The organism is Streptomyces acidiscabies (assembly GCF_020010905.1).
Lineage (GTDB): Bacteria > Actinomycetota > Actinomycetes > Streptomycetales > Streptomycetaceae > Streptomyces > Streptomyces acidiscabies.
In genome coordinates this window covers 3,977,721-3,996,135 of sequence record NZ_JAGJBY010000002.1, presented here as the reverse complement: position 1 = coordinate 3,996,135, position 18,415 = coordinate 3,977,721, and the positions used below count along the sequence as shown (strand labels likewise).

General features: G+C 70.5%; 21 protein-coding genes. 9 read left to right on the top strand and 12 right to left on the bottom strand.

Going from position 1 to position 18,415, the window contains the following annotated elements; genetic code table 11:
* Nucleotides 1–27: 27 nt before the first annotated feature.
* The gene (locus J8M50_RS43965; RefSeq protein ID WP_010357074.1) at nt 28–1,350 is read left to right on the top strand and encodes a Fic family protein; all 1,323 of its coding nucleotides are present in this window, start codon (nt 28–30) and stop codon (nt 1,348–1,350) included.
* Nucleotides 1,351–1,428: 78 nt separating this feature from the next.
* Complete coding sequence (locus J8M50_RS43960; RefSeq protein WP_010357073.1) at nt 1,429–2,547, top strand: acyl-CoA dehydrogenase family protein; 1,119 nt, start codon at nt 1,429–1,431, stop codon at nt 2,545–2,547.
* Between the two features lie 112 nt (nt 2,548–2,659).
* On the opposite strand, the gene J8M50_RS43955 is transcribed toward J8M50_RS43960, so the two are convergent.
* The 5 genes from J8M50_RS43955 to J8M50_RS43935 form a co-directional block, all read right to left on the bottom strand.
* A complete protein-coding gene (locus J8M50_RS43955) occupies nt 2,660–3,082 on the bottom strand; it encodes a hypothetical protein (protein ID WP_010357072.1) in 423 nt (140 codons plus the stop codon).
* Between the two features lie 12 nt (nt 3,083–3,094).
* Nucleotides 3,095–3,529: a peptidoglycan-binding domain-containing protein gene (locus tag J8M50_RS43950; RefSeq protein ID WP_010357071.1), complete on the bottom strand. Its 435-nt coding sequence runs from the start codon at nt 3,527–3,529 to the stop codon at nt 3,095–3,097.
* 335 nt (nt 3,530–3,864) lie between these two features.
* Nucleotides 3,865–5,016 (bottom strand): ABC transporter substrate-binding protein, encoded by a 1,152-nt coding sequence (locus J8M50_RS43945; RefSeq protein WP_029184289.1) that lies wholly within the window; start codon nt 5,014–5,016, stop codon nt 3,865–3,867.
* 93 nt (nt 5,017–5,109) lie between these two features.
* The gene (locus J8M50_RS43940; protein WP_040837566.1) at nt 5,110–5,520 is read right to left on the bottom strand and encodes a nuclear transport factor 2 family protein; all 411 of its coding nucleotides are present in this window, start codon (nt 5,518–5,520) and stop codon (nt 5,110–5,112) included.
* Nucleotides 5,521–5,522: 2 nt separating this feature from the next.
* On the bottom strand, nt 5,523–6,329 hold the full coding sequence (locus J8M50_RS43935; RefSeq protein WP_010357065.1) for an MBL fold metallo-hydrolase: 807 nt from the start codon (nt 6,327–6,329) through the stop codon (nt 5,523–5,525).
* Between the two features lie 124 nt (nt 6,330–6,453).
* Here J8M50_RS43935 and J8M50_RS43930 point away from each other — a divergent pair, with 124 nt between their 5' ends.
* The gene (locus J8M50_RS43930) at nt 6,454–6,891 is read left to right on the top strand and encodes a MarR family winged helix-turn-helix transcriptional regulator (protein WP_010357064.1); all 438 of its coding nucleotides are present in this window, start codon (nt 6,454–6,456) and stop codon (nt 6,889–6,891) included.
* Nucleotides 6,892–6,909: 18 nt separating this feature from the next.
* Here J8M50_RS43930 and J8M50_RS43925 read toward each other — a convergent pair whose 3' ends face one another.
* Nucleotides 6,910–7,863 carry a nuclear transport factor 2 family protein gene (locus tag J8M50_RS43925; RefSeq protein ID WP_010357063.1) on the bottom strand — a complete coding sequence of 318 codons (954 nt, stop codon included), beginning with the start codon at nt 7,861–7,863 and terminating at the stop codon, nt 6,910–6,912.
* Between the two features lie 263 nt (nt 7,864–8,126).
* Nucleotides 8,127–8,639, bottom strand: a complete 513-nt coding sequence (locus tag J8M50_RS43920) for a GNAT family N-acetyltransferase (protein ID WP_010357062.1) — start codon at nt 8,637–8,639, stop codon at nt 8,127–8,129.
* Nucleotides 8,640–8,809: 170 nt separating this feature from the next.
* Here J8M50_RS43920 and J8M50_RS43915 point away from each other — a divergent pair, with 170 nt between their 5' ends.
* Nucleotides 8,810–9,286: a tautomerase family protein gene (locus J8M50_RS43915; RefSeq protein ID WP_010357061.1), complete on the top strand. Its 477-nt coding sequence runs from the start codon at nt 8,810–8,812 to the stop codon at nt 9,284–9,286.
* A 21-nt stretch (nt 9,287–9,307) separates the two neighbouring features.
* On the opposite strand, the gene J8M50_RS43910 is transcribed toward J8M50_RS43915, so the two are convergent.
* Both J8M50_RS43910 and J8M50_RS43905 read right to left on the bottom strand, forming a co-directional pair.
* Nucleotides 9,308–9,733 (bottom strand): NUDIX domain-containing protein, encoded by a 426-nt coding sequence (locus J8M50_RS43910; protein ID WP_010357060.1) that lies wholly within the window; start codon nt 9,731–9,733, stop codon nt 9,308–9,310.
* A 20-nt stretch (nt 9,734–9,753) separates the two neighbouring features.
* Entirely contained in the window at nt 9,754–10,344 is a 591-nt protein-coding gene (locus J8M50_RS43905; RefSeq protein ID WP_010357059.1) for a TetR/AcrR family transcriptional regulator, read from the bottom strand.
* A gap of 109 nt (nt 10,345–10,453) precedes the next feature.
* On the opposite strand from J8M50_RS43905, the gene J8M50_RS43900 reads away from it, so the two are divergent.
* The 4 genes from J8M50_RS43900 to J8M50_RS43885 all read left to right on the top strand — a co-directional run bounded on the left by J8M50_RS43900 (nt 10,454) and on the right by J8M50_RS43885 (nt 14,069).
* Nucleotides 10,454–10,885, top strand: a complete 432-nt coding sequence (locus J8M50_RS43900; RefSeq protein WP_029184288.1) for a tautomerase family protein — start codon at nt 10,454–10,456, stop codon at nt 10,883–10,885.
* The gene (locus J8M50_RS43895; RefSeq protein WP_010357057.1) at nt 10,878–11,888 is read left to right on the top strand and encodes a zinc-dependent alcohol dehydrogenase; all 1,011 of its coding nucleotides are present in this window, start codon (nt 10,878–10,880) and stop codon (nt 11,886–11,888) included. The genes J8M50_RS43900 and J8M50_RS43895 overlap by 8 nt, the downstream gene beginning before the upstream one ends.
* A gap of 177 nt (nt 11,889–12,065) precedes the next feature.
* Nucleotides 12,066–12,728 (top strand): PaaI family thioesterase, encoded by a 663-nt coding sequence (locus J8M50_RS43890; protein WP_010357056.1) that lies wholly within the window; start codon nt 12,066–12,068, stop codon nt 12,726–12,728.
* Nucleotides 12,729–12,872: 144 nt separating this feature from the next.
* A complete protein-coding gene (locus J8M50_RS43885; RefSeq protein WP_010357055.1) occupies nt 12,873–14,069 on the top strand; it encodes a family 1 glycosylhydrolase in 1,197 nt (398 codons plus the stop codon).
* A gap of 37 nt (nt 14,070–14,106) precedes the next feature.
* On the opposite strand, the gene J8M50_RS43880 is transcribed toward J8M50_RS43885, so the two are convergent.
* The 3 genes from J8M50_RS43880 to J8M50_RS43870 all read right to left on the bottom strand — a co-directional run bounded on the left by J8M50_RS43880 (nt 14,107) and on the right by J8M50_RS43870 (nt 16,804).
* Entirely contained in the window at nt 14,107–15,105 is a 999-nt protein-coding gene (locus J8M50_RS43880) for a hypothetical protein (RefSeq protein ID WP_010357054.1), read from the bottom strand.
* On the bottom strand, nt 15,102–15,857 hold the full coding sequence (locus J8M50_RS43875) for a hypothetical protein (protein WP_141655622.1): 756 nt from the start codon (nt 15,855–15,857) through the stop codon (nt 15,102–15,104). The genes J8M50_RS43880 and J8M50_RS43875 overlap by 4 nt, the downstream gene beginning before the upstream one ends.
* A gap of 296 nt (nt 15,858–16,153) precedes the next feature.
* Entirely contained in the window at nt 16,154–16,804 is a 651-nt protein-coding gene (locus tag J8M50_RS43870) for a TetR/AcrR family transcriptional regulator (protein ID WP_010357051.1), read from the bottom strand.
* Nucleotides 16,805–16,906: 102 nt separating this feature from the next.
* Here J8M50_RS43870 and J8M50_RS43865 point away from each other — a divergent pair, with 102 nt between their 5' ends.
* Entirely contained in the window at nt 16,907–18,322 is a 1,416-nt protein-coding gene (locus J8M50_RS43865) for an FAD-binding oxidoreductase (RefSeq protein ID WP_010357050.1), read from the top strand.
* Nucleotides 18,323–18,415 lie beyond the last annotated feature (93 nt).

Here is an 18,415-nt window from a genome sequence, read left to right as displayed (position 1 = left end):
CGGGCAGTTGGACGGCAGGCTGGCTCGGTGAGCTACGAGACGAACCCCCGTTTGCTGGACTGGGACGACGTGGATCCCGCGCGGTACCCCTTCGACAGCGGGACGGCGTCGGAGGTGGTGCGGGCGCTCGGGCCCGCGCGCAGGGTGCCGGTCCGGCCGGAGGTTCCTCCCTCGGACCGGGCAATGAGCACCTGGAGCTGGGAGGTGGCGACGCCCTGGGCCGATGCCATGTCCCAGGCTCTCGCCGAACGCTACGGCCAGTGGGCCGTGGGCTGGCGGTGGGCGCTCGACGAGGGGGATTTCGACGGGGGGCCGGTCGGGTCCTGGTGCTGTCCCCAGGATTCGGTGACCGTCCCGGAGGAGACGCTCGACCGGGTCGTCGCGGCGTTGTGCGAGTGGCGTGAGTGGCTGGAGAACCTCGCGGACCGGTTCGAGGCGTATCCGCTGGAGGTGGCGGACGTCGAGGAGCAGCGGGTGCTGTGGGAGGGTGCGGTCCGGAAGATCGTCCTCCAGGTGGCCGACCGCACGGGGGGCGGCAGCGGCTGGTACGGGCACTGCCGTCAGGTGCTGACCTGGTTCCTCGCCCGCTGGGGTGTCGCGCCCGCTCTCGCGCGTGAGTTGGTCGACGAGGCGATCGGGGGCCGGTTCAAGAGCTGGGCCGAGCCCGATGCCGTGCTCGTGGACGACGTCGCGGAGCGCCTCGCGGGGTCCCTGCGGCCGGACGACGCCGACGCGCCGCCCGTCGCCCCGGCCCCGCCGGACCACCTCGCGCGGTGGCTCGCCGTACGGGAGACGGTCCCCTGGGACGAGGCGCCGCCGGACGGCGAGCCGGTGACGCCCGCGCGGGACGGAGCCGCCGAGGACATCCGGGCCTTCGACGCGGCCCTGGACCCCGCCCGAGCACAGGGCCTGCTCACTGCCCTCGACCTGCTCCGCCGTGACGCGGAGCGGGGTGCGGTGCTCGACTTCGAGCTGTTGCGGAGCTGGCAGCGGCATGTCCTCGGGACGGACCCGGAGTTCCGTACGCTGCCCGCCTTCGCGAAGCGCGGGCGGGAGCGGTACGGCATCGGCCCGGACACCCGGGGGCGGCTCGACGCGTGCCTCGCCGAGAGCGCGCGGGATGCGGCGCGGCCCCTTCCGCTCACCGCCCGCGCCGCGCGCACGTACCTCGACATCTGCCACTTCCACCCCTTCGACGACGGCAACGCCCGTTCCGCCTTCCTCGCGCTCGTCTTCGTCCTCGCCCGCGAGGGGGTCGTTCTCGACGGAGTGACTCTGCTGCGCCGGCACAGCGTCGACGCCGGGGACGGGTTGACCGTCGCCCGGTACGTCGACATCTGCTCCCGGTGAACTCGCCGGGTGGCATGCCTCGCACGTGTCGTACCGTGACCCACACGACGCGTCGAGGTACCCCAAGGAGACTCCCTGATGGCGCAGTTGGAGCACGTGCTGGCCGTGATCGCCGAGCGGCGGGCGGAGTTCGAGGCGAAGGGGCGTGTTCCCCTGGATGTGGTCGAGGAGTTCAAGCGGGCCGGGGTGTACCGGGCGGGGGTGCCTCGGCGGTTCGGTGGGGATGCGCTTGCGCCTGCCGAGTTCCTGCGGGTCGTGGAGCGGATCTCGGAGGTGGACGGGTCGGCCGGGTGGGTCGCGAGTTTCGGTTCGGGGACGGTCTACCTTGCGGGGCTGCCGCTGGAGACGCAGGCGGAGTTGTATGCGGGCGGTCCTGATGTGGTGTTCGCGGGAGGGTTGTTTCCCGTGCAGGCGGCGGCGCGGGTCGGGGGTGGGTATCTGGTGGAGGGGCGGTGGAAGTTCGCGAGTGGGTGTCAGGGGGCGGATGTGCTGGGTGTGGGTATCAAGGCGAGCGCTGCTGACGGGGAGCGCGCCAACCGTCCCCGCACCGCCGTGCTGCGGCCCGAGCAGGTCGAGATCGTCGAGAACTGGGACGTCATCGGGCTGCGTGGGACCGGCAGTCACGATCTCGCGGTGGCCGGGGTCGTGGTCCCGGAGGAGTGGACGTTCGTGCGCGGTGGCCCGGCGACGGTGGACGAGCCGCTGTACCGCTACCCGACGGTGCCGTACGCCGCGCAGGTGCTCGCGGTCGTGGGGCTGGGCATCGCCCGCGCCGCCCTCGACCATGTCACGGCGGACGGCGGACGCCCGGCCTGGACCGGCGCCCCCAAGCCGGCCGACCGGGCGACGTACCGCATAGCGGTAGCGCGGGCCGAGGCTCAACTCCGTTCGGCGCGGGCCTACTTCTACGAGGCGACGCACGAGGTGTGGGCCACGGTGGAGTCGGGTGACCCGGCGTCGAGGGAGCAGGCGAGCATGCTGCGCCTGGCGTCCACCCACCTCGCGGAGACGGCGTTCGAAGTCACCCGCGCCGCCTACCAGTTGGGCGGCACGGCCGCGATGACGACCGGCGGCGTCCTGGAACGCTGCCTGCGGGACGCGTCCGTCGTTCCCCAACACGCCTTTCTCCAGGGGTCGGTGTACGAGGGGGCGGGCGCGGTCCTGGCGGGCGTGGAACCGTTCCCGGGGTACGTCTGATCGGCTTCACCGACGAACGGGTCGCGGCGTTCCGCGCGACTGGTCCCGCGCCCAGTGGTGCGGGCGCGGGACCAGGTATCGGACGGTCACCTCCGACGGTGCGGGGTCAATCTCAGCCGGGCTGGGTCCAGTTGTGCCACTTGCCGTTGTAGAAGCAGTTCTGCCAGTACGGGTACGACATCTTCGTCACCAGGACGATGATGCAGCGGCTGCGGATGCCCGCGCCGACCTGGCCGGGGCCGAGCATGTCGTCCGCCCTGCCCTTGCCCGGGAGTTCCTGCCAGCCGGACGCGGCCTTCCAGGTGTGCCAGATCGTGCGGTTCGGGGCCACGACGAAGACCTCGTCCGTCTTGCCGTCGACGTTCCAGTCGACCCAGGAGGCCGTGGTGTTGCACTTCTTGTAGCCCGTGTGGTTGAAGGCCACGACCTTCTTCTTGCAGGCCGCTGCCACGGTTTCGGCGCTGTGGGCGGTGGTGCCGGTGCCGGCGAGGCCGATGAGGGCGGCGGTTACGCACAGGCCGGTCCTGATCCTCATCTCCCCCGCCGTTCAGCAGTAGTTGGAGTTGTTGAAGCTGGCGAACGCGCCCTTGGTCGCGGGGCCCGCGATGCCGTCGATGCCGACGCCCAGGAATTTCTGGAGGGCCTTGATCGTGTTGGTCCCGACGACGCCGTCCACGGCGAGCCTGCTGCCGACGTAGTACCCGTAGTGGTTGAAGAACGACTGGGCCGCCTTCCAGCTGTTGGTGCCCAACTGGCCGTCGATCGTGCCGGGGTTGAAGCCCAAGTCGTCCAGGAAGCACTGCCAGTGCCGGGCCTGGGTGGTGCTCAGGCCGAGGTTGTTCACGGCGAGAATCGAGGCGCTCGCCGCGGGTACGGGGGCCGGCTGGGGTGCCGTGAAGCCCGTACCCACGAGGCCGCCGGTGGTGATCCCCGCGACGGCGGTGACGGTGACGAGTGTCCTCGTCAGGATGTTGGGTCGCATTCCTTGTTCCCCCTCGGGTCGGCCGGGCGCTTCGGCCGCGGCTTCCGGTGCCGCGCCGCCCTGGCGATACGAGAGTGCGGGACGGCGCGAGGGGGTCGGGAGACCTGGCGGACGATTGACGTCACGCTGGGACGTCCCATGCCCTGACCTGCGGAGATGCGGGCGGGGGTGGTACTTCCGGGGGACGCCCGTTTCGCGCCTGCTACGGGTGGCCGTAGCGCACGCACTTCACGTACACGACGGTGGGCGTTGCCGGCGTCGAGGGTGAAGGCGGTCGTACCCCGGCAGCTGTTCACGTCGACCGACTTGTCCTCGCGGGGCTGCGCCGGTCGGCGTCAGGCGCCCGGGTGCAGTCCGAGCGAGCCCGGCGTCGGGTCTCCCTTGACCTCTCCGAAGTAGAGAGCGAACGTCTGCTTCCAGCGCTCGACCGCGGCGCGGTCGGCCATGAAGCGGGGGAACCCGTCGAGGTTCCCGTTCGGGTACTCCCAGACGGGCTTCAGGCCCGTGGGCGGAGTGACGTCCGTGCGGACCGACCAGCCGTTGGTGGCGGCCTGCTGTTCCCCGGTGGACAACCGCCAGTTGAGGTAGAGCTTGGCTGCGGTGGGGTTCTTGGCCTGCTTCAGGATCGCGGCCCGCTGCCCCCAGGACATGAACGGCGTCGCCCCGTCGGGGAGCACCCACTTGACGGGCGCGGTGGCCAGAGGCGCGCCGGAGCCGCCGATGCCGATGGCCTTCTGTCCGTTGGTGACGGCGTCCCTGGGGCTGAAGCTGCCGCGGGCGAACTGCGGTTCCTGGGCGGCCAGTCGGGCCAGCCAGTCCCAGCCGTACTTCTGCACGTAGAGCGTGTAGAGGTAGAGGGCCGCGTCGTCGTCGTGCGGGTAGGAGGAGGCGATCCGCCCCTTCCACTTGGCGTCGACGAGGTCGAGCGGGCTCGCGGGCACGTCCGAACCGACCGCCGCCGGACCGTACATGTAGCTGAAGGCAGCCACCTGCACGGCGATCCAGGCTCCATGCGGGTCCTTGAAGGGGGCGTACACCTTCGAGAATCCGGCCGGCTTGTAAGCGAGCAGACGCCCCTGCTCCTTCCAGCGCACGAAGTCCTGGACGGTCTGGAGCTGTACGACATCGGGTACGAGGGTGTCGGTGGCGAACTGGTTGTCCACCCGGACGTCGTGGTACTTGCTGTAGTCGATGACAACATTCAGATCGATGCCGGGAAAGCGGCTCTTGAAACCGGCGCGCACGCCGTCCGCCTGCGTCGTGACGTCACCGCCCGCGTAGATCACGAGCTTTCCGCCCTCCGCGAGGGCGGCTCGGTAGAGCTCGTCGAGCGACCGGGTCTCCTCGGGGCCGGCCGCGCGCGGGGACACCGAGGCGGAGGCGGAGGCAGTCGAGGCGGAGGCAGTCGAGGCGCCGAACACTCCGGCGCCGAGAGCGGCACCGGCACCGGTCGCCAGGAGACGTCGCCTGCTGGGGAGGATGGACATGCTGATGGAACCTTCCGTCATGGGGGTGAGGGGACAGGGCTCGCACCGAGGGCGGTGCTCATTCGCATGCCGAGGTGCGCGGCGGCGGCCTGTTCAGCCGGTCATCGCGTCGCGCACCAGAGCGGTGTCGACGAACTGCTCGAAGCGGACGACCAGACCGCCGCGGACCACGAAGTGGTGGGCGACGCGGACGTCGATCGCCTTGCCGGTGGCCTTGTTGGTCGCGGTGTAGCGGGCCAGGACGACGACGTTCTCGCCGTCGACGACGTAGGTGTCGTCGTGCGCGGCCCAGCCGTCCCACTCCTTGCCGAGCTGTTCCATGACGTTGGAGGTCACGCCGTCGGGGGTGCGGTAGGTGCCGGCCAGCGGGAAGCCGGCCATCTCCGTCCACTCCACGTCGGGGGCGAGGGTGGCGCGCAGGGCGTCCAGGTCACCGGCGGCGGAGGCCAGGTACTGGCGCCGTACGACATCGGCGGGCGCGGTGGAGGTGGCGAAGTCGCCCATGGTCAGCCCCACTTCATCTCACCCTTGGCGACCTTCGCACCGATCTGCGCGGCGATCAGCATGCCGTTGTCCGGGTAGCGCGCCACCAGCGCCTCGGTCAGCGCGGCGCCGTCGGCCGCCTTGCCCAGCTCCTCCTCGAAAGCGACGAGGTACTCACGGGTGGCGGTGATCGCGGAGGCGTCGGCGGCGGTGCCGGGCAGGCGGTGGCCGGGGACGACCAGCTGCGGGTCCAGGGCGGCCATCTCGTCGAGCAGGTCGATCCAGGCGGCGCGGTCGCCGGGGGTCGCGGTGTCGGCGACCCAGACGTGCTCCTGCTGGAAGAGCAGGACCCCGCCGAGCAGCGCGCGGTACTCGGCCTGCCACAGGTAGTGCCGGTCGGGCAGGCCGGCCGGGCCGCCCTTGAGCTCGAAGGTGTGGCCCTCCAGGGTGAGGTCGCCGGTCAGCGGCTCCAGGTCGACCAGGCGGGTGGGGAGGTTCGGGCCGAGCGCGGCCCAGGCCTTGAGCTTGCCCTCGTAGGAGTGGGCGATGTGCTCGATGACGAGCGGGGTGGCGACGAACTTCGCGTCGGGGAAGGCGTCGGCGATGACCTCGGCGCCGAAGTAGAAGTCGGGGTCGGCGTGGCTGACGAAGACGGTCGTCAGGGTCTTGCCGGAGTCGAGGATCTCGGCGGCCAGGCGGTGGCCGTCGGCGCGGGTGAAGGCTGCGTCCACCAGCAGTGCTTCGTTCTCACCGGTGACGAGGGTGGCCGTCTTGTTCTTGCTGCCGGCCGGGAAGTCGAGATCGAGGACTTTGAAGGAGAGGGTGCTCATGCGAGTTTCCTCAGGTGAAGGGGTGGACACGGCGAAGTATCTGATGACGCAGACAATATATCTGCTGCAACAGATATTGCAACAGCAGATTCTTCCGATCGCGCCCTTCTGTCATGCTTGAGGAGTGAACGAGCAACTGCTGAACGACGACGACGTGACACTCTTCGGGCTCTTCGTGGAGGCCTACAGCCTCATCAAGCCCCTGGTGAACCGCGATCTCGATATCCCGCACACCTGGTTCGAAGTGCTGCTGCGACTGGGCCGCACCCCCGGCCACCAGCTCCGCATGACGGACCTGGCGGAGGCCGTGTCCTTCAGCTCGGGCGGCTTCACCCGGCTCGCCGACCGCATGGAGAAGGAAGGGCTCGTCCGCCGCGACCCCGATCCCGCCGACCGCCGAGCCGCACTCGCCGTACTGACCGAAAAGGGTGGTCAGGCGCTCGACCACGCACTGACCACCCACGTCTCCCACCTGCGCAACCACGTCGCCGGACCACTCTCGACAGAGGACCGCCGCCACCTTGAGCGCATCCTGCGCACGCTCCGCGACGCGAACGCGTAAGCGGGCAGGCCCCGGCCTCTAGAACATGCCGTTGCCGTTGGCCGAGGTCTCCGGGACGTTCTGGATGATGTCCCAGTGCTCGACGATCTTGCCGTTCCGCACCCGGAACAGGTCCAGGATCGCCGTGCCCCGGTCCCCCGGATAGTTGACGTAGTCGCTGTGGACGGCCACCAGGTCGCCCTCGGCGATGACCCGCTTCGGGGTGACCGTCAGCTGCGGTGCCGAGGCGAAGTAACCGCCGAGGCCGGCCTTCGCGGCGGGCACGCCGCTCTGCATCTGCGTGTTGTGCTGGAGGTAGCCGGCGTCCCAGTAGCGGTCGAGGGCGGTCAGGTCCTTGTGGACGATGAGCTCGTCGAAGGCCTTGACGACCAGCGCCTCGTTGGCCTTGGTGAGCCGGTGGTCCAGGGGCTGCGAGACCTGCGGCGAACTCAGCGTCGAGAACATGTCGTTGCCGCTGGCCGTGGTGTCCGGCACATTCTGGATCACGTCCCAGTGCTCGGCGATCTTGCCGCCCTGGAAGCGGAAGATGTCGATGACGGCCGCGCCCTTGGTGCCCGGGACCAGCACCACGTTGGAGTGGAGCATCACGAGGTCACCCTGGGAGATGACCCGCTTGACGTTGTACCGGGCGTCGGGGAACTGCTGGTGGATCGAGGTGGCCAGGGCCTTCAGGCCCGCCGCCCCGTCGGCCGCGGTCGGGTTGTGCTGGATGTAGTCCGGCCGTACGAAGCGGTCGACGACCGCGGTGTCACCGTGCTCGAACACCCTCTTGGTGACGGTGATGGCGACGGTCTTCTGGTAGCCGAGGCGGGCGGCATCGCCGTAGCCGCCCTGGCCGTACGCCGCGTGCCCGGCGGCCGAGCCGTGCGGGGCCGCGGCGGCGGGTACGGCAGCCGCGCCCAGGACCGCGGCGGCGGCGAGGAAGGCGACGGCGGCCCTGCGGGCGGGGGTGGTGGGGGCAGAGGGGGGCATGGTGCGCTCCAGACGTCCCAGGCATGCGAAACCCGGGAGTAACTTGATGTTTAAATATCTGCGTTGGCAGACAATCACTGCGGGGTGACCCATGTCAACCGCCTTTGCCGCCCCTTGGCGTTCCTCGCCCCTCCTCAAGCCGTTTGTTGCGGCAGGCACGGGAACATGCCGAGCAGGCGCTTGCGCGCGCAACGCACTCAAGGCCTGTCGCCACACACGGATCGTCGAGCCCCTCGCCGCCCCGGCGGAGCCGAACGTGAGACTTACTCCAGTTCCTCCGCCAACAGGTCCATCAGCAGCCCGTCGTGCCAGCTGCCGTCCGGGCCGCGCTCGTACTGCCGCATGATGCCCACCGGACGGAAGCCGACTTTGCGATAGCACCGGATGGCGGCGGCATTGTCGGCGGCCGGGTCGATCACCAGCCGGTGGTATCCGTGATCATCGATCAGATGGCGTGCCAGGGTGCGGACGGCGTCAGCACCAAGGCCACTCCCGTGCACCGCAGGGTCGAGGTAGATGTCGATGTTGGCGTGCCGGTAGTCCGGCTCGTCCTCGGCACCCCACTGGACAGCACCGACCACCCTGCCGTCATGCTCGACCACGAAGGTCCGGACCTCGGGATCTTCGAGGTCCTGGGCCACCGCGGCCGTCAGGTCGTCGCCGCCTCGCCAGCGCGCGTACACCTCGGACGCGGTCCGGATCGCGGCCAGAGCGGGGATGTCGCCCGACGTCGACGGGCGAAGCGTCACCAGTGCTCCCAGCAGGACCGTCTGCATACCACTGATCATCCCCGGCTTCGGAGCCACTCGTCCAGGGAGCGCCGGTTCGTAGGCGCGGGCGTTTTCGGCCACGCCGAGCGCCATATCGACGTACACCCTGCGATTATAACGATCGCCATAGACGTGGGGTAAGGTCGTCCTATAACGACCGTCATAGGAGCCCAGCCATGACCATCATCACCGTCAACACCCCCGAGGGCCGCCTGAGCCTCGACCAGCGTCGCGTTCTCGCCGAGACCCTCACGGACGCGGTGCTCGTCCCCGAGGTCGGGCACTTCGAACCCGCCGCGCGCCCCGGTTTCCAGGTCCGTTTCGTCGAGCACTCCACCGACCGGATGGCCATCGGCGGACGCCTCCTGTCCGACGCGGGCCCCGGGCTGGACGTGATGGTCCTCGACGTCGCCGTGATGGACGGCGACTGGCCCCGCGAGGTCCGCGCGGAGGTCATCGCCCGCCTCCTCACGGCCCTCACCGAGGCGTGCGGACTGGCGGAGCCCTCGCCCGCGTGGTGGGTCAACTTCCGGGTGATCGACGAGGGGAGCTGGGCGTCCGGCGGCGGGGTGACGTCGATCCTGTCACTGCTGGCGACGGGGGTGTTCACGGAGGAGAAGGCGAAGGCGATCCGGGCGGCGATCGAGGGCTGAGGCCGTAGAGGCGTCGCCGCCTCAGTGCTCCGCCCGTTCCCTCAAGTACGCCGCCAGCTCCGGCGGTTCAAGGTCCAACGCCTCCAGCGCGGACACCTCGAACGGCACCCGCACCGGCGTGAATTCGCCCAGATCGGGGTCGTCCAGCTCGGGACCGCTGCGGCGGGACGGGTCGAGCGACAGCACGTCGGCATGGAAGTAGTGGTGGACGACGGTGACGCGCGGGCCCGCGTCCGTCAGGGTCAGGAACTCCGTCGCGGGGCCGATCTCCGCGCCGACCTCCTCCCTGACCTCCCGACGCAGGGCCGCCTCCAGGTCGGCGTCGTACGGCTCGACGCCCCCGCCGACCGTCGTATGGAAGGGCGGCCCGTCGAACCAGCCCCGGCGCAGGAACACCAGGTGGCCGGCGTCGTGCAGGACCGCGCGGACGTTGTGACGGACCCTCATGCGGGCGACGGTAGCTGGTGTCAGGCCGGTTTCCCCAGGGCGCCTTCGATCACCGTCTCCAGTTGCTGCGCGACCAGGTCCAGCGGGACCATGCTGCGTTTCGCCCGGCACATCGCGATCGCGCCCTCGACGGAGGCGACGATCAGGGCGGCGACCCCCTCGGCCCGGTCGGCGTTCGTGCCGTGGGTGCGGAGGGAGGCGGCGAGGAGGCGTTGCCAGTCGTCGAAGGCCTCGGCGGCGGCGACGAGGGACGGGGGGAGTTCGTCCGTCAGGGGCTCCTCGACCGAGACTCCGAGGACCGGGCAGCCCGCGTGGTAGTCGCTCTTGAGGACGATGCCGCGCCACAGCGCGAGGAAGGCCCGCAGACCGGCGGCCGGGCCCGCGTCGAGTTCCGTGCGCAGGATGCGGGAGACCGTCGTACCGGCGTAGCGCACCGCCTCGGTGGCGAGCTGCTGCTTGCCCTCGGGGAAGTAGTGGTACGTCGAGCCGAGCGGCGCCTTGGCGTGTTTGGCCAGCTCACGGATGCTCGTCGCGTTCAGGCCGCGCCTGCTGATCAGGTCGGCGGCGCCCGCGACGATGCGGTCGCGCGACGGCTTGTTCGATGCGGCCATGGCCGTACCCCCTTCTGAACTCTCTGGCTATAACGGCCGTCATAGTCTAGCGTGAGCGCTGCTTATAACGACTGTCATAGACCGTTCGTACGGCTTCGAGGAGGCTCCCGTGCCCATGATCCGGCTCACCGTTCCCGCAGGTGCTCTCACGGAGGAGGGTCGCGCGTCGATCCAACGCGACCTCGCCGGTGTACTCCTGCGCTGGGAAGGTGCTCCCGACACCGCGTTCTTCCGTGCACAGGCGTGGAGTTACCTGATCGAGCTTCCCGAAGGTGCGCAGGTCACCGCCGAGGACACGGCACCCCGGTTCCTCGTGGAGGTGACCGTCCCGCAGGGTGCGCTGTCGGAGCGGCGCAAGGCGGGTCTCGTCGAGGAGGCCACGCGGACGGTGCTGGGCGCGGCCGGGCTCCCGCAGGACGAGGCGCCGCGCGTGTGGGTGCTGGTGCACGAGCAGGCCGACGGTACGTGGGGCGCGGGCGGTTCCGTGGTCCGGTACGCCGATCTCGTCGCTCTAGCGAAGGGGGAGCAGGCCGGTGCGTGAACTGACGTACGTCGCCCGCAACTCGGTCGAGTGGCGCGAGGCGCCCGACCCGAGGCTCGGCTCGGACCGGGAGGCGATCGTCGCGCCGGTCGCCGCGACCTCGTGCGACGTCGACACGGCGATCCTCGCGGGGCATGGCTTCATCGACCCGCCGTTCGCGCTCGGGCACGAGTGCGTCGCCCGTGTCATCGAGACCGGCGACGCGGTGACCTCCGTACGGCCCGGGGACCTCGTCGTCGTCCCCTGGTCGATCAACTGCGGTACGTGCGGCCACTGTTCGGCCGGGCTGACCGCGCACTGCTCGTCCGTCCCGCACATGGCGATGTACGGCGCGCCGATCGGCGGGAACTGGGGCGGGCTCTTCTCCGACCTGGTCCGGGTGCCGTGGGCGGACGCGATGCTCGTACCGCTGCCCCGCGATCTCGACCCGGTCGCGATGGCGGCGGCGAGCGACAACTGGTCCTTGTCCTGGCGGCTGGTGGCACCGCACCTGAAGAACCGGCCCGGCGCGCGGGTGCTGGTCGTGGCGCGCGGCAGCATCGGGCTGTACGTGTGCGACATCGCGCGGGCGCTGGGCGCGTCCGAGGTGCTGTACGTCGACCCCGACCCGGAACACCGGGCGATCGCGCGGGAGTTCGGGGCGGCGACGACCGAGACACTCGAACCGGTGCCGCACGGGTACGACATCGCCGTGGAGGCGACGGGGCGGGTCGACCAGTTGGCGCTGGCGGTCAAGTGCCTTGCGCCCGAGGGCATTTGCGAGTCCGCCGGGAACCACTTCCGCCCTGGTGAGCTGCCCCTGTTGGACATGTACCTCACGGGCGTGACCCTGCGCGTCGCCCGCGACAACGTCCGGGGCCACATCCCGGATGCCCTCGAACTCGCCCGCTCCGGCAAGGTCGACCCCCGCCGGGTCGTCTCGCACGTCCTGGACTGGGAGCAACTGCCGGAGGCGCTGCCGGAGAAGCACTTGAAGCCGGTGTTCGTACGGACGGAGGGCTGAGTGGTGGGGTGGCTCGGTGGCCGAGTGGCCGAGTGGCCGAGCCAATCAACCACCGAGCCGACCGGACGGCTGGGTGGCTGAGTGGCTGAGCCACTCAGCCACCGAGCCACCGAGCCACCGAGCCACCGAGCCACCGAGCCAAGAGAACCACCCCTCCCCCACACCGCGAGAAACACAATGAGCGCACCACCGACCCCCACCCCCACCCACGACCTCACCCACCACCGCGCCGCCATCTCCACCCTCGGCCACGACCTCCGCGCCCTCGTCGACGCCACCGTCGCCTCCGCCGCCCCGCCCGAGACCCTGCACCGCGTCGCGGAAGCCGTCCGCGACCTCACCACCCGCTTCACCGGCCCCCGCCGCACCCCCGCCGAGATCCCCTCCGTCGACGAATTCCCCGGCACCGTACGGATGTTCAGCCCCGTCATCGGCGAGGGCAACCCGCTCGCACCGCCCGTGCGGCTCAGCCGGGACGGCGACGGCGTCGTAGGGCTCTGCACGCTCGGGCTCGTTCACGAGGGTCCCCCCGGGTACGGGCACGGCGGGTTCACCGCGATGCTGCTGGACGAGTTGATGGGGCACGCCTGCGTCGCGGCGGGCCGCCCCGGGATGACCGTCTCCCTCACCACCCGCTACCACCGCCCGGTCCCGCTGGAGACGCCGTTGCGCATCCACGCCCGGGTCACCGGCGTGGAGGGCCGCAAGGTCTTCGCCACCGGCACGGTCAGCACGGCGGAGGACCCGGCGACACCGCTGGCCGACGGCGAGGCCATGTTCGTGACACCGGATCCCGACCAGGCTCGGGCCATGTTCCCGCACCTGCGCGCGGACCGGTGAATCCCGTACGAGGTCTTGCCCAGCCCGGCGCCCGGGAGTTTAATCCCGCTTGAAAAGTATCCACCATGGTTACTTTCGGCGTCGCCAGGCCGCGCCGTCAGGCTGCCCGGCGACGTCCCGTCGGGCTCGACCTCAAGGATCCTCATGCGCGACAAGCCCGCCTTCCTCTGGGGCGCCTCGACGGCCCCGCACCAGATCGAGGGCAACAACGTCAACAGCGACTGGTGGGCCCGCGAGGGGCAGTTGCCGGGGATGGAGCGCAGCGGGGACGCCGTCGACAGTTATCACCGGTACGAGGAGGACATGCGCCTCCTCGCGGACGCCGGCCTCACCGCGTACCGCTTCGGCGTCGAGTGGGCGCGGATCGAGCCGGTGCCGGGGCACGTCTCGCGGGCCGAACTCGCCCACTACCGGCGGATGATCGACACGGCGCTACGGCTCGGCCTGACGCCGGTGATCACGCTGCACCACTTCACGAACCCGCGCTGGTTCGCGGAGGAGGGCGGCTGGCTGGGCGCGTCCGCCGTCGACCGGTTCGCGTCATACGTCGAGACGGTGTCCGGGATCCTCGACGACGTGCCGTACGTCGTGACGATGAACGAGCCCAACATGCTCGCGATGATGCTGACGATCGAGCGCACGATGAAGGAGCGGCCCGCCGATACGTGGCAGAGCCCGACCGTCGACAACGACTCCCGGCCGACGCTGCCCGCGCCGGACCCGGAGATCGGTTCCGCCCTGGTCAAGGCCCACCACACGGCCCGCGAGATCGTGCGGGCCCGCACGGGTGCGGCCGTCGGCTGGACCGTCGCCAACCGCGCCTTCACCGCCCGGCCCGGCGCCGAGGAGCGGCTCCGGGAACTGGAGCACATCTGGGAGGACCTGTACCTGGAGGCCGCGCGCGGCGACGACTTCGTGGGCGTCCAGTCGTACTCCAGCCAGTGGGTCGGCCGGGACGGCATCGAGCCCCACCCGCCGCACCCCGACAACACGCTCGTCGGCACGGCGTACCGCCCCGACGCGCTCGGCATGGCCGTCCGCCACACCTGGGACGTCACCGGCGGCGTCCCGGTCCTCGTCACCGAGAACGGCATCGCGACCGGCGACGACGCGCGGCGGATCGCGTACACGGAGGAGGCGTTGCGGCATCTCTTCGACGCCGTGGACGACGGGATCGACGTACGCGGCTACCTGCACTGGACCGCGCTCGACAACTACGAATGGGGGCACTGGGAGCCGACGTTCGGGCTGATCGCGGTGGACCGGGAGACGTTCGAGCGGACGCCGAAGCCGAGTCTGGGGTGGCTGGGAGGGGTGGCACGGCGGGGACGGCCTCGGTGAGGACACCCCGGGTGACCAGGCCCCAAGGAGATCAGAGCTATGCCGGTCTCCCGTCTTTGCAGCCCACGTACGCGATACCTCGGCTCCCGCTCCTCAGGTCACGGATCTTCCATGCGTCACCGACTCGCACGAGGAAGATGATGGCGTCCTCGGTGTACGTATCCCGACACGCCGCCTGCTCATTGCCGTGCAGCCCGCCGGCGGGGTCCACGGGGTTCACGCTGTACGCCTCACGGACGACCGCTGCCCGGTCGCCGGACACCTGGACCCTGTGGGCATCGACGGTCGCTCGCAGGAGGGCCTTCTGCCGTGGCCCGACCCAGCGGTTGGCCATGATGAAGGTCACCATGTAGGCGGGGCAGTCGTACTCGGGCCAGACGACGCCGGACTCCGCGATGGCATCGGTGAACTCCCACTGGGCGCCGGAAGCATAGAGGTCGCACAGTGCCTGGGACGAGCTTCTGTAGCGGGGGCCTGCCTCCAACGATCCGACGGCGGTGAACCAGTCCTTGACCGTACGGGCCACCGCGGCCTGTTGCGGCGACGGTTCGCCACTGCCCCATCGGTAGCAGCCGAAGAACTCCTGGATCACTTTCGGGGCCATGCCGAGATCCTTGTTGAGACACGTGACCATCTGGCGCTGCCACGGGTTGGCCTTATTGCCCGGCACGCTGAGACTGATCTTTCCGTCGCGCACGATCCCGAGGTCGTAGGTGTGATAGGGGTCGCCGGGGAAGAGCGACTCGATGGCCACGTAGTTCCCGGCGCAGACCTTGGCCGTCACCGACGCCATCGCCCGGGGGTCGTGCGACGCCAGCCCCCATGCCTCGGTGTAGATGACGTCGTCCGGCGGGCAGGGCTTCTTGGGGAGGTCCGGCACCTGCGGTGTTTCCGGGGGGCTGTACGGTGCCGGTGAGCGCGCCGCGTCGTCGTGGACGCCTGACTCGTCCGCGGTGCCCGAGGTGCATCCGGACAGCACCGCCGCTACCGCGACGGCTGCCAGGAGGGACCGGTACCACCCTGCGTGAACGTTCACGACGCGTCACCCTCATGCCAGGACCCGTCGAAGAACCACTTCTCAGCCGGGTTCTTGGGGATCGGTTCACCACGAAGCCCCTTCTTGACGACGAAGGGCTTCATCTCCTGGTCGGATCCGTTCGGGAGGTAGGAGAGTTCCATGGTCCAGGTGCAGTGGGACGCCGCGTCGACGTCGATCGCGAAGGTGGAGGGTTTGGCGCCGCTTCCCAGCACCTCGCCTCCGTTCCGGCGATAGGGAACGCTGCCTCCGTTGTTGACGTCCTCCATCATGAACGTCGGGTGGGTGACGGACAGGTCGACCGACAGCGGCGTGGGCGGACTGCTCTCTCCCGACGGCTGGACGAAGAGCGTGGTGTCGGCCGAGTGAACCGGGGCGCACTTCATGTCCCGGACGGAGAAGTCGGTGACGTTGATCTGGTCCTGGGCCTTCTGGCTGCTCAGTTTCAGGAAGTACCGCACCCGCCCGCACCCCGCTCCACAGCTTCCGGCCTCCAGGGGGCGGGCCTTGAGCGTCTTGGCCACGTAGTCCACGCCGGCACCGCCCCGCAGCCGACTCCGCTCGCCGCTCGTCAGCCGCCGGTCCAGCACGTGGTAGAGAACGCCGTTCGTCGGCCAGTCCTCCACCATCGTGGCGTCAAGGGGCGCACGCTCGCGGTCGAGCTCTTCGTCGACTCTCTCCTCCGCGCGGGTGCGCTCCTTGGTGCCGAGGATGTCCGTCCCGAAGGCGAAGAAGGTGCTTGCCAGGAGCACGACCACGCCTGTGGCGACCCGCAGGGAAACCCAAACGGAACGATTCCCGCCCGCCGGGGGCGGCTCCCCGTACCGGGCTCGGAAGAGGGCATCCGCTGCCCGCCCGGTGACAGTACGGCGACGTGACCGGGGTGACGGCGGCGGATCGGATGGGTCGCTCGGCCGTCCATTGCGCTCGCTCATCCCGCAACCCCAGCACGGGTCGACCCGTGGGCCGGCCCGGATCCCACGGGCTCACCCGATCAGGCGACGACGGAGGGCTCAGCTCGCGGTGCGCCGGACACGCTCCCGCCCCCTCAGAACCCGAACCGCGTCCGGAAGAACTCGTCCAGGTCCGGGCGTTCGGCCGGTGTTCCCGGGAGGCGTTCCGTGCCCGGTGCGCGCAGGCCGTCGAGGAGGACGGCCACGTGGCGGCCGGTCAGGTCGGTGCCGAGGGTGTTCTTCTCGCCGTCCTGGGGGGTCCGAGGAGGGAGGGAGACCATCATCAGGACGAGGTCGTGAACGTTCACGTCGGCCCGCAGCGAGCCTTCCGACTGGGCGCGTCGCACGAGGCGGTCGAGTTCGGCGAGGAGGCGGTCGCGGGCGGCGATGAGTTCGGGTCCTGAGGGGGTCGTACGGCGGCGCGAGACGGGGAAGAGCTGGCTGCTGCGGACCTCGGCCATGTGGTGCATGACGCGTACGAAGGCGGTCCAGGCGTCCGGCTCGTTCGCGAGCGCCTCCGTGACGACCTCGGACGTCGCGTCCATGTGCCCGGTCGCGACCTCCTCGACGAGGGCGCGTTTGTTGGGGAAGTGCCGGTAGATCGTGCCCATGCCGACGCCGGAGCGGCGGGCGACCTCCTCGATGGAGACCTCGTACCCCCGGTCGGCGAAGACGGCGCGGGCGGCGTCGAGGATCTGCCGGACGTTCTCGCGTGCGTCGGCTCTGCGGGGGTCAACTCGGTTCACGGCGTGGATGTTACGCTCCTTGAGCAGTACCGGAAATTCATTTTCCGGTTAGCCGAAGGGGCAGCCCACAGGCACGGGCTGCCGCCCCCAGGGAGGCCCACCATGAACGCGACCCCCGACTTCCCCGCCGACTTCCGCGGCGCCCTGCTGCACCCGGACGACGACGGGTACGACGCGGCCCGCGCCGGCTTCAACTCCCGTACGGCGGACGCCCGTCCGGGCCTGATCGCCCGCTGCCGGGACACCGCCGACGTCGTCACCGCCCTGCGCCACGCCTCGGCGCACGGCCTCCCGGTGGCCGTCCGGGGCGGCGGGCACGGCCTCGACGCGTACGCCCTGCCGGACGAGGCGTTCGTGATCGACCTGTCGGGCCTGCGTGGGATCTCCGTGGACCCCGGCACCCGTACCGTCCGGGCCCAAGCGGGCGTGCTGCTGGGCGAGTTGGACGCGGCGGCGCAGGTGCACGGCCTGGCCGTACCGGCGGGCACGGTCACCTCGACCGGGGTGGCCGGGCTGACGCTGGGCGGCGGGATCGGGCACCTGATGCGCAGCTTCGGGGCGACCGTCGACAACCTGCTCGGCTGCGAGGTCGTCACCGTGGACGGGCGGGTGGTCCGGGCGGACTCGGAGACCAACGCCGACCTGTTCTGGGGGCTGCGCGGTGGCGGCGGAAACTTCGGGGTCGTCACCGAGTTCACGTTCCGCGCGCATCCGGTGGGGCCGGAGGTGACCTCGGGGATGATCCTGTTCCCCGGCGAGCAAGCAGCCGCCGTGCTGGGCGAGTTGCCCGCGTTCGTGGCCGCCGCGCCGCGCGCTCTCGGGGTCGCCAGCACGCTGACGTTCGCGCCGCCGCTGCCGGGGCTGCCCGAGGAACTCCACGGTGAGCCGGTGCTGTTGCTCCTGCCGGTGCACATCGGGGACGCGGCCGAGGCGGAGGAACTCACCGCGAAACTCACCGCGTTGGGGACTCCGGTGCTGAACACCGTGGGCCGTACGACGTGGCTCGCGACGAACAGCATGCTCGATGCGAGCGCCCCGTACGGGCGGCGCGCGGGCGGCCGTGGCGGCTACCTCGCCGAACTCACCCCGGAGGTCGTCGACGTGGCGATCGCCCGGCTCGACGCCGCACCCGCACAGCCCGGTTCGGTCACCGCCGTCAACCTCTGGGCGTTCGGCGGCGCGTTCTCCGAGGACACCGACGAGGACGCGATGGCGTTCTCCCGCGCGGGCGCCGGGTGGCTCTGGGAGACGGCGACGATCTGGGAGGACCGGGAGCACGACGCCGACTTCGACACCTGGCTCGACGGCACGGCCACCGCGCTGCGCCCGCACACCCTGCCCAACGCGTACACGAACCTCACCCAGGACCAGGGCGCCGAGTGGCGGCGCGGGGTGTGGGGCGGTGAGGCCAAACACCGGCGGCTGCGGGAGCTCAAGGCGGAGTGGGACCCGCGGAACCTGCTGCGGTTCAACAAGAACATCGAGCCGACGGCACCTTCTGCATCAATACGCCGGTAGATACGACCCCGTCGCCGGATCAGCCTCCAGGACGGGACCCGCCCTCGCAAGAAGACGTACGCGTACGTCATCTCCGCATCTCCTGGGTCGCGG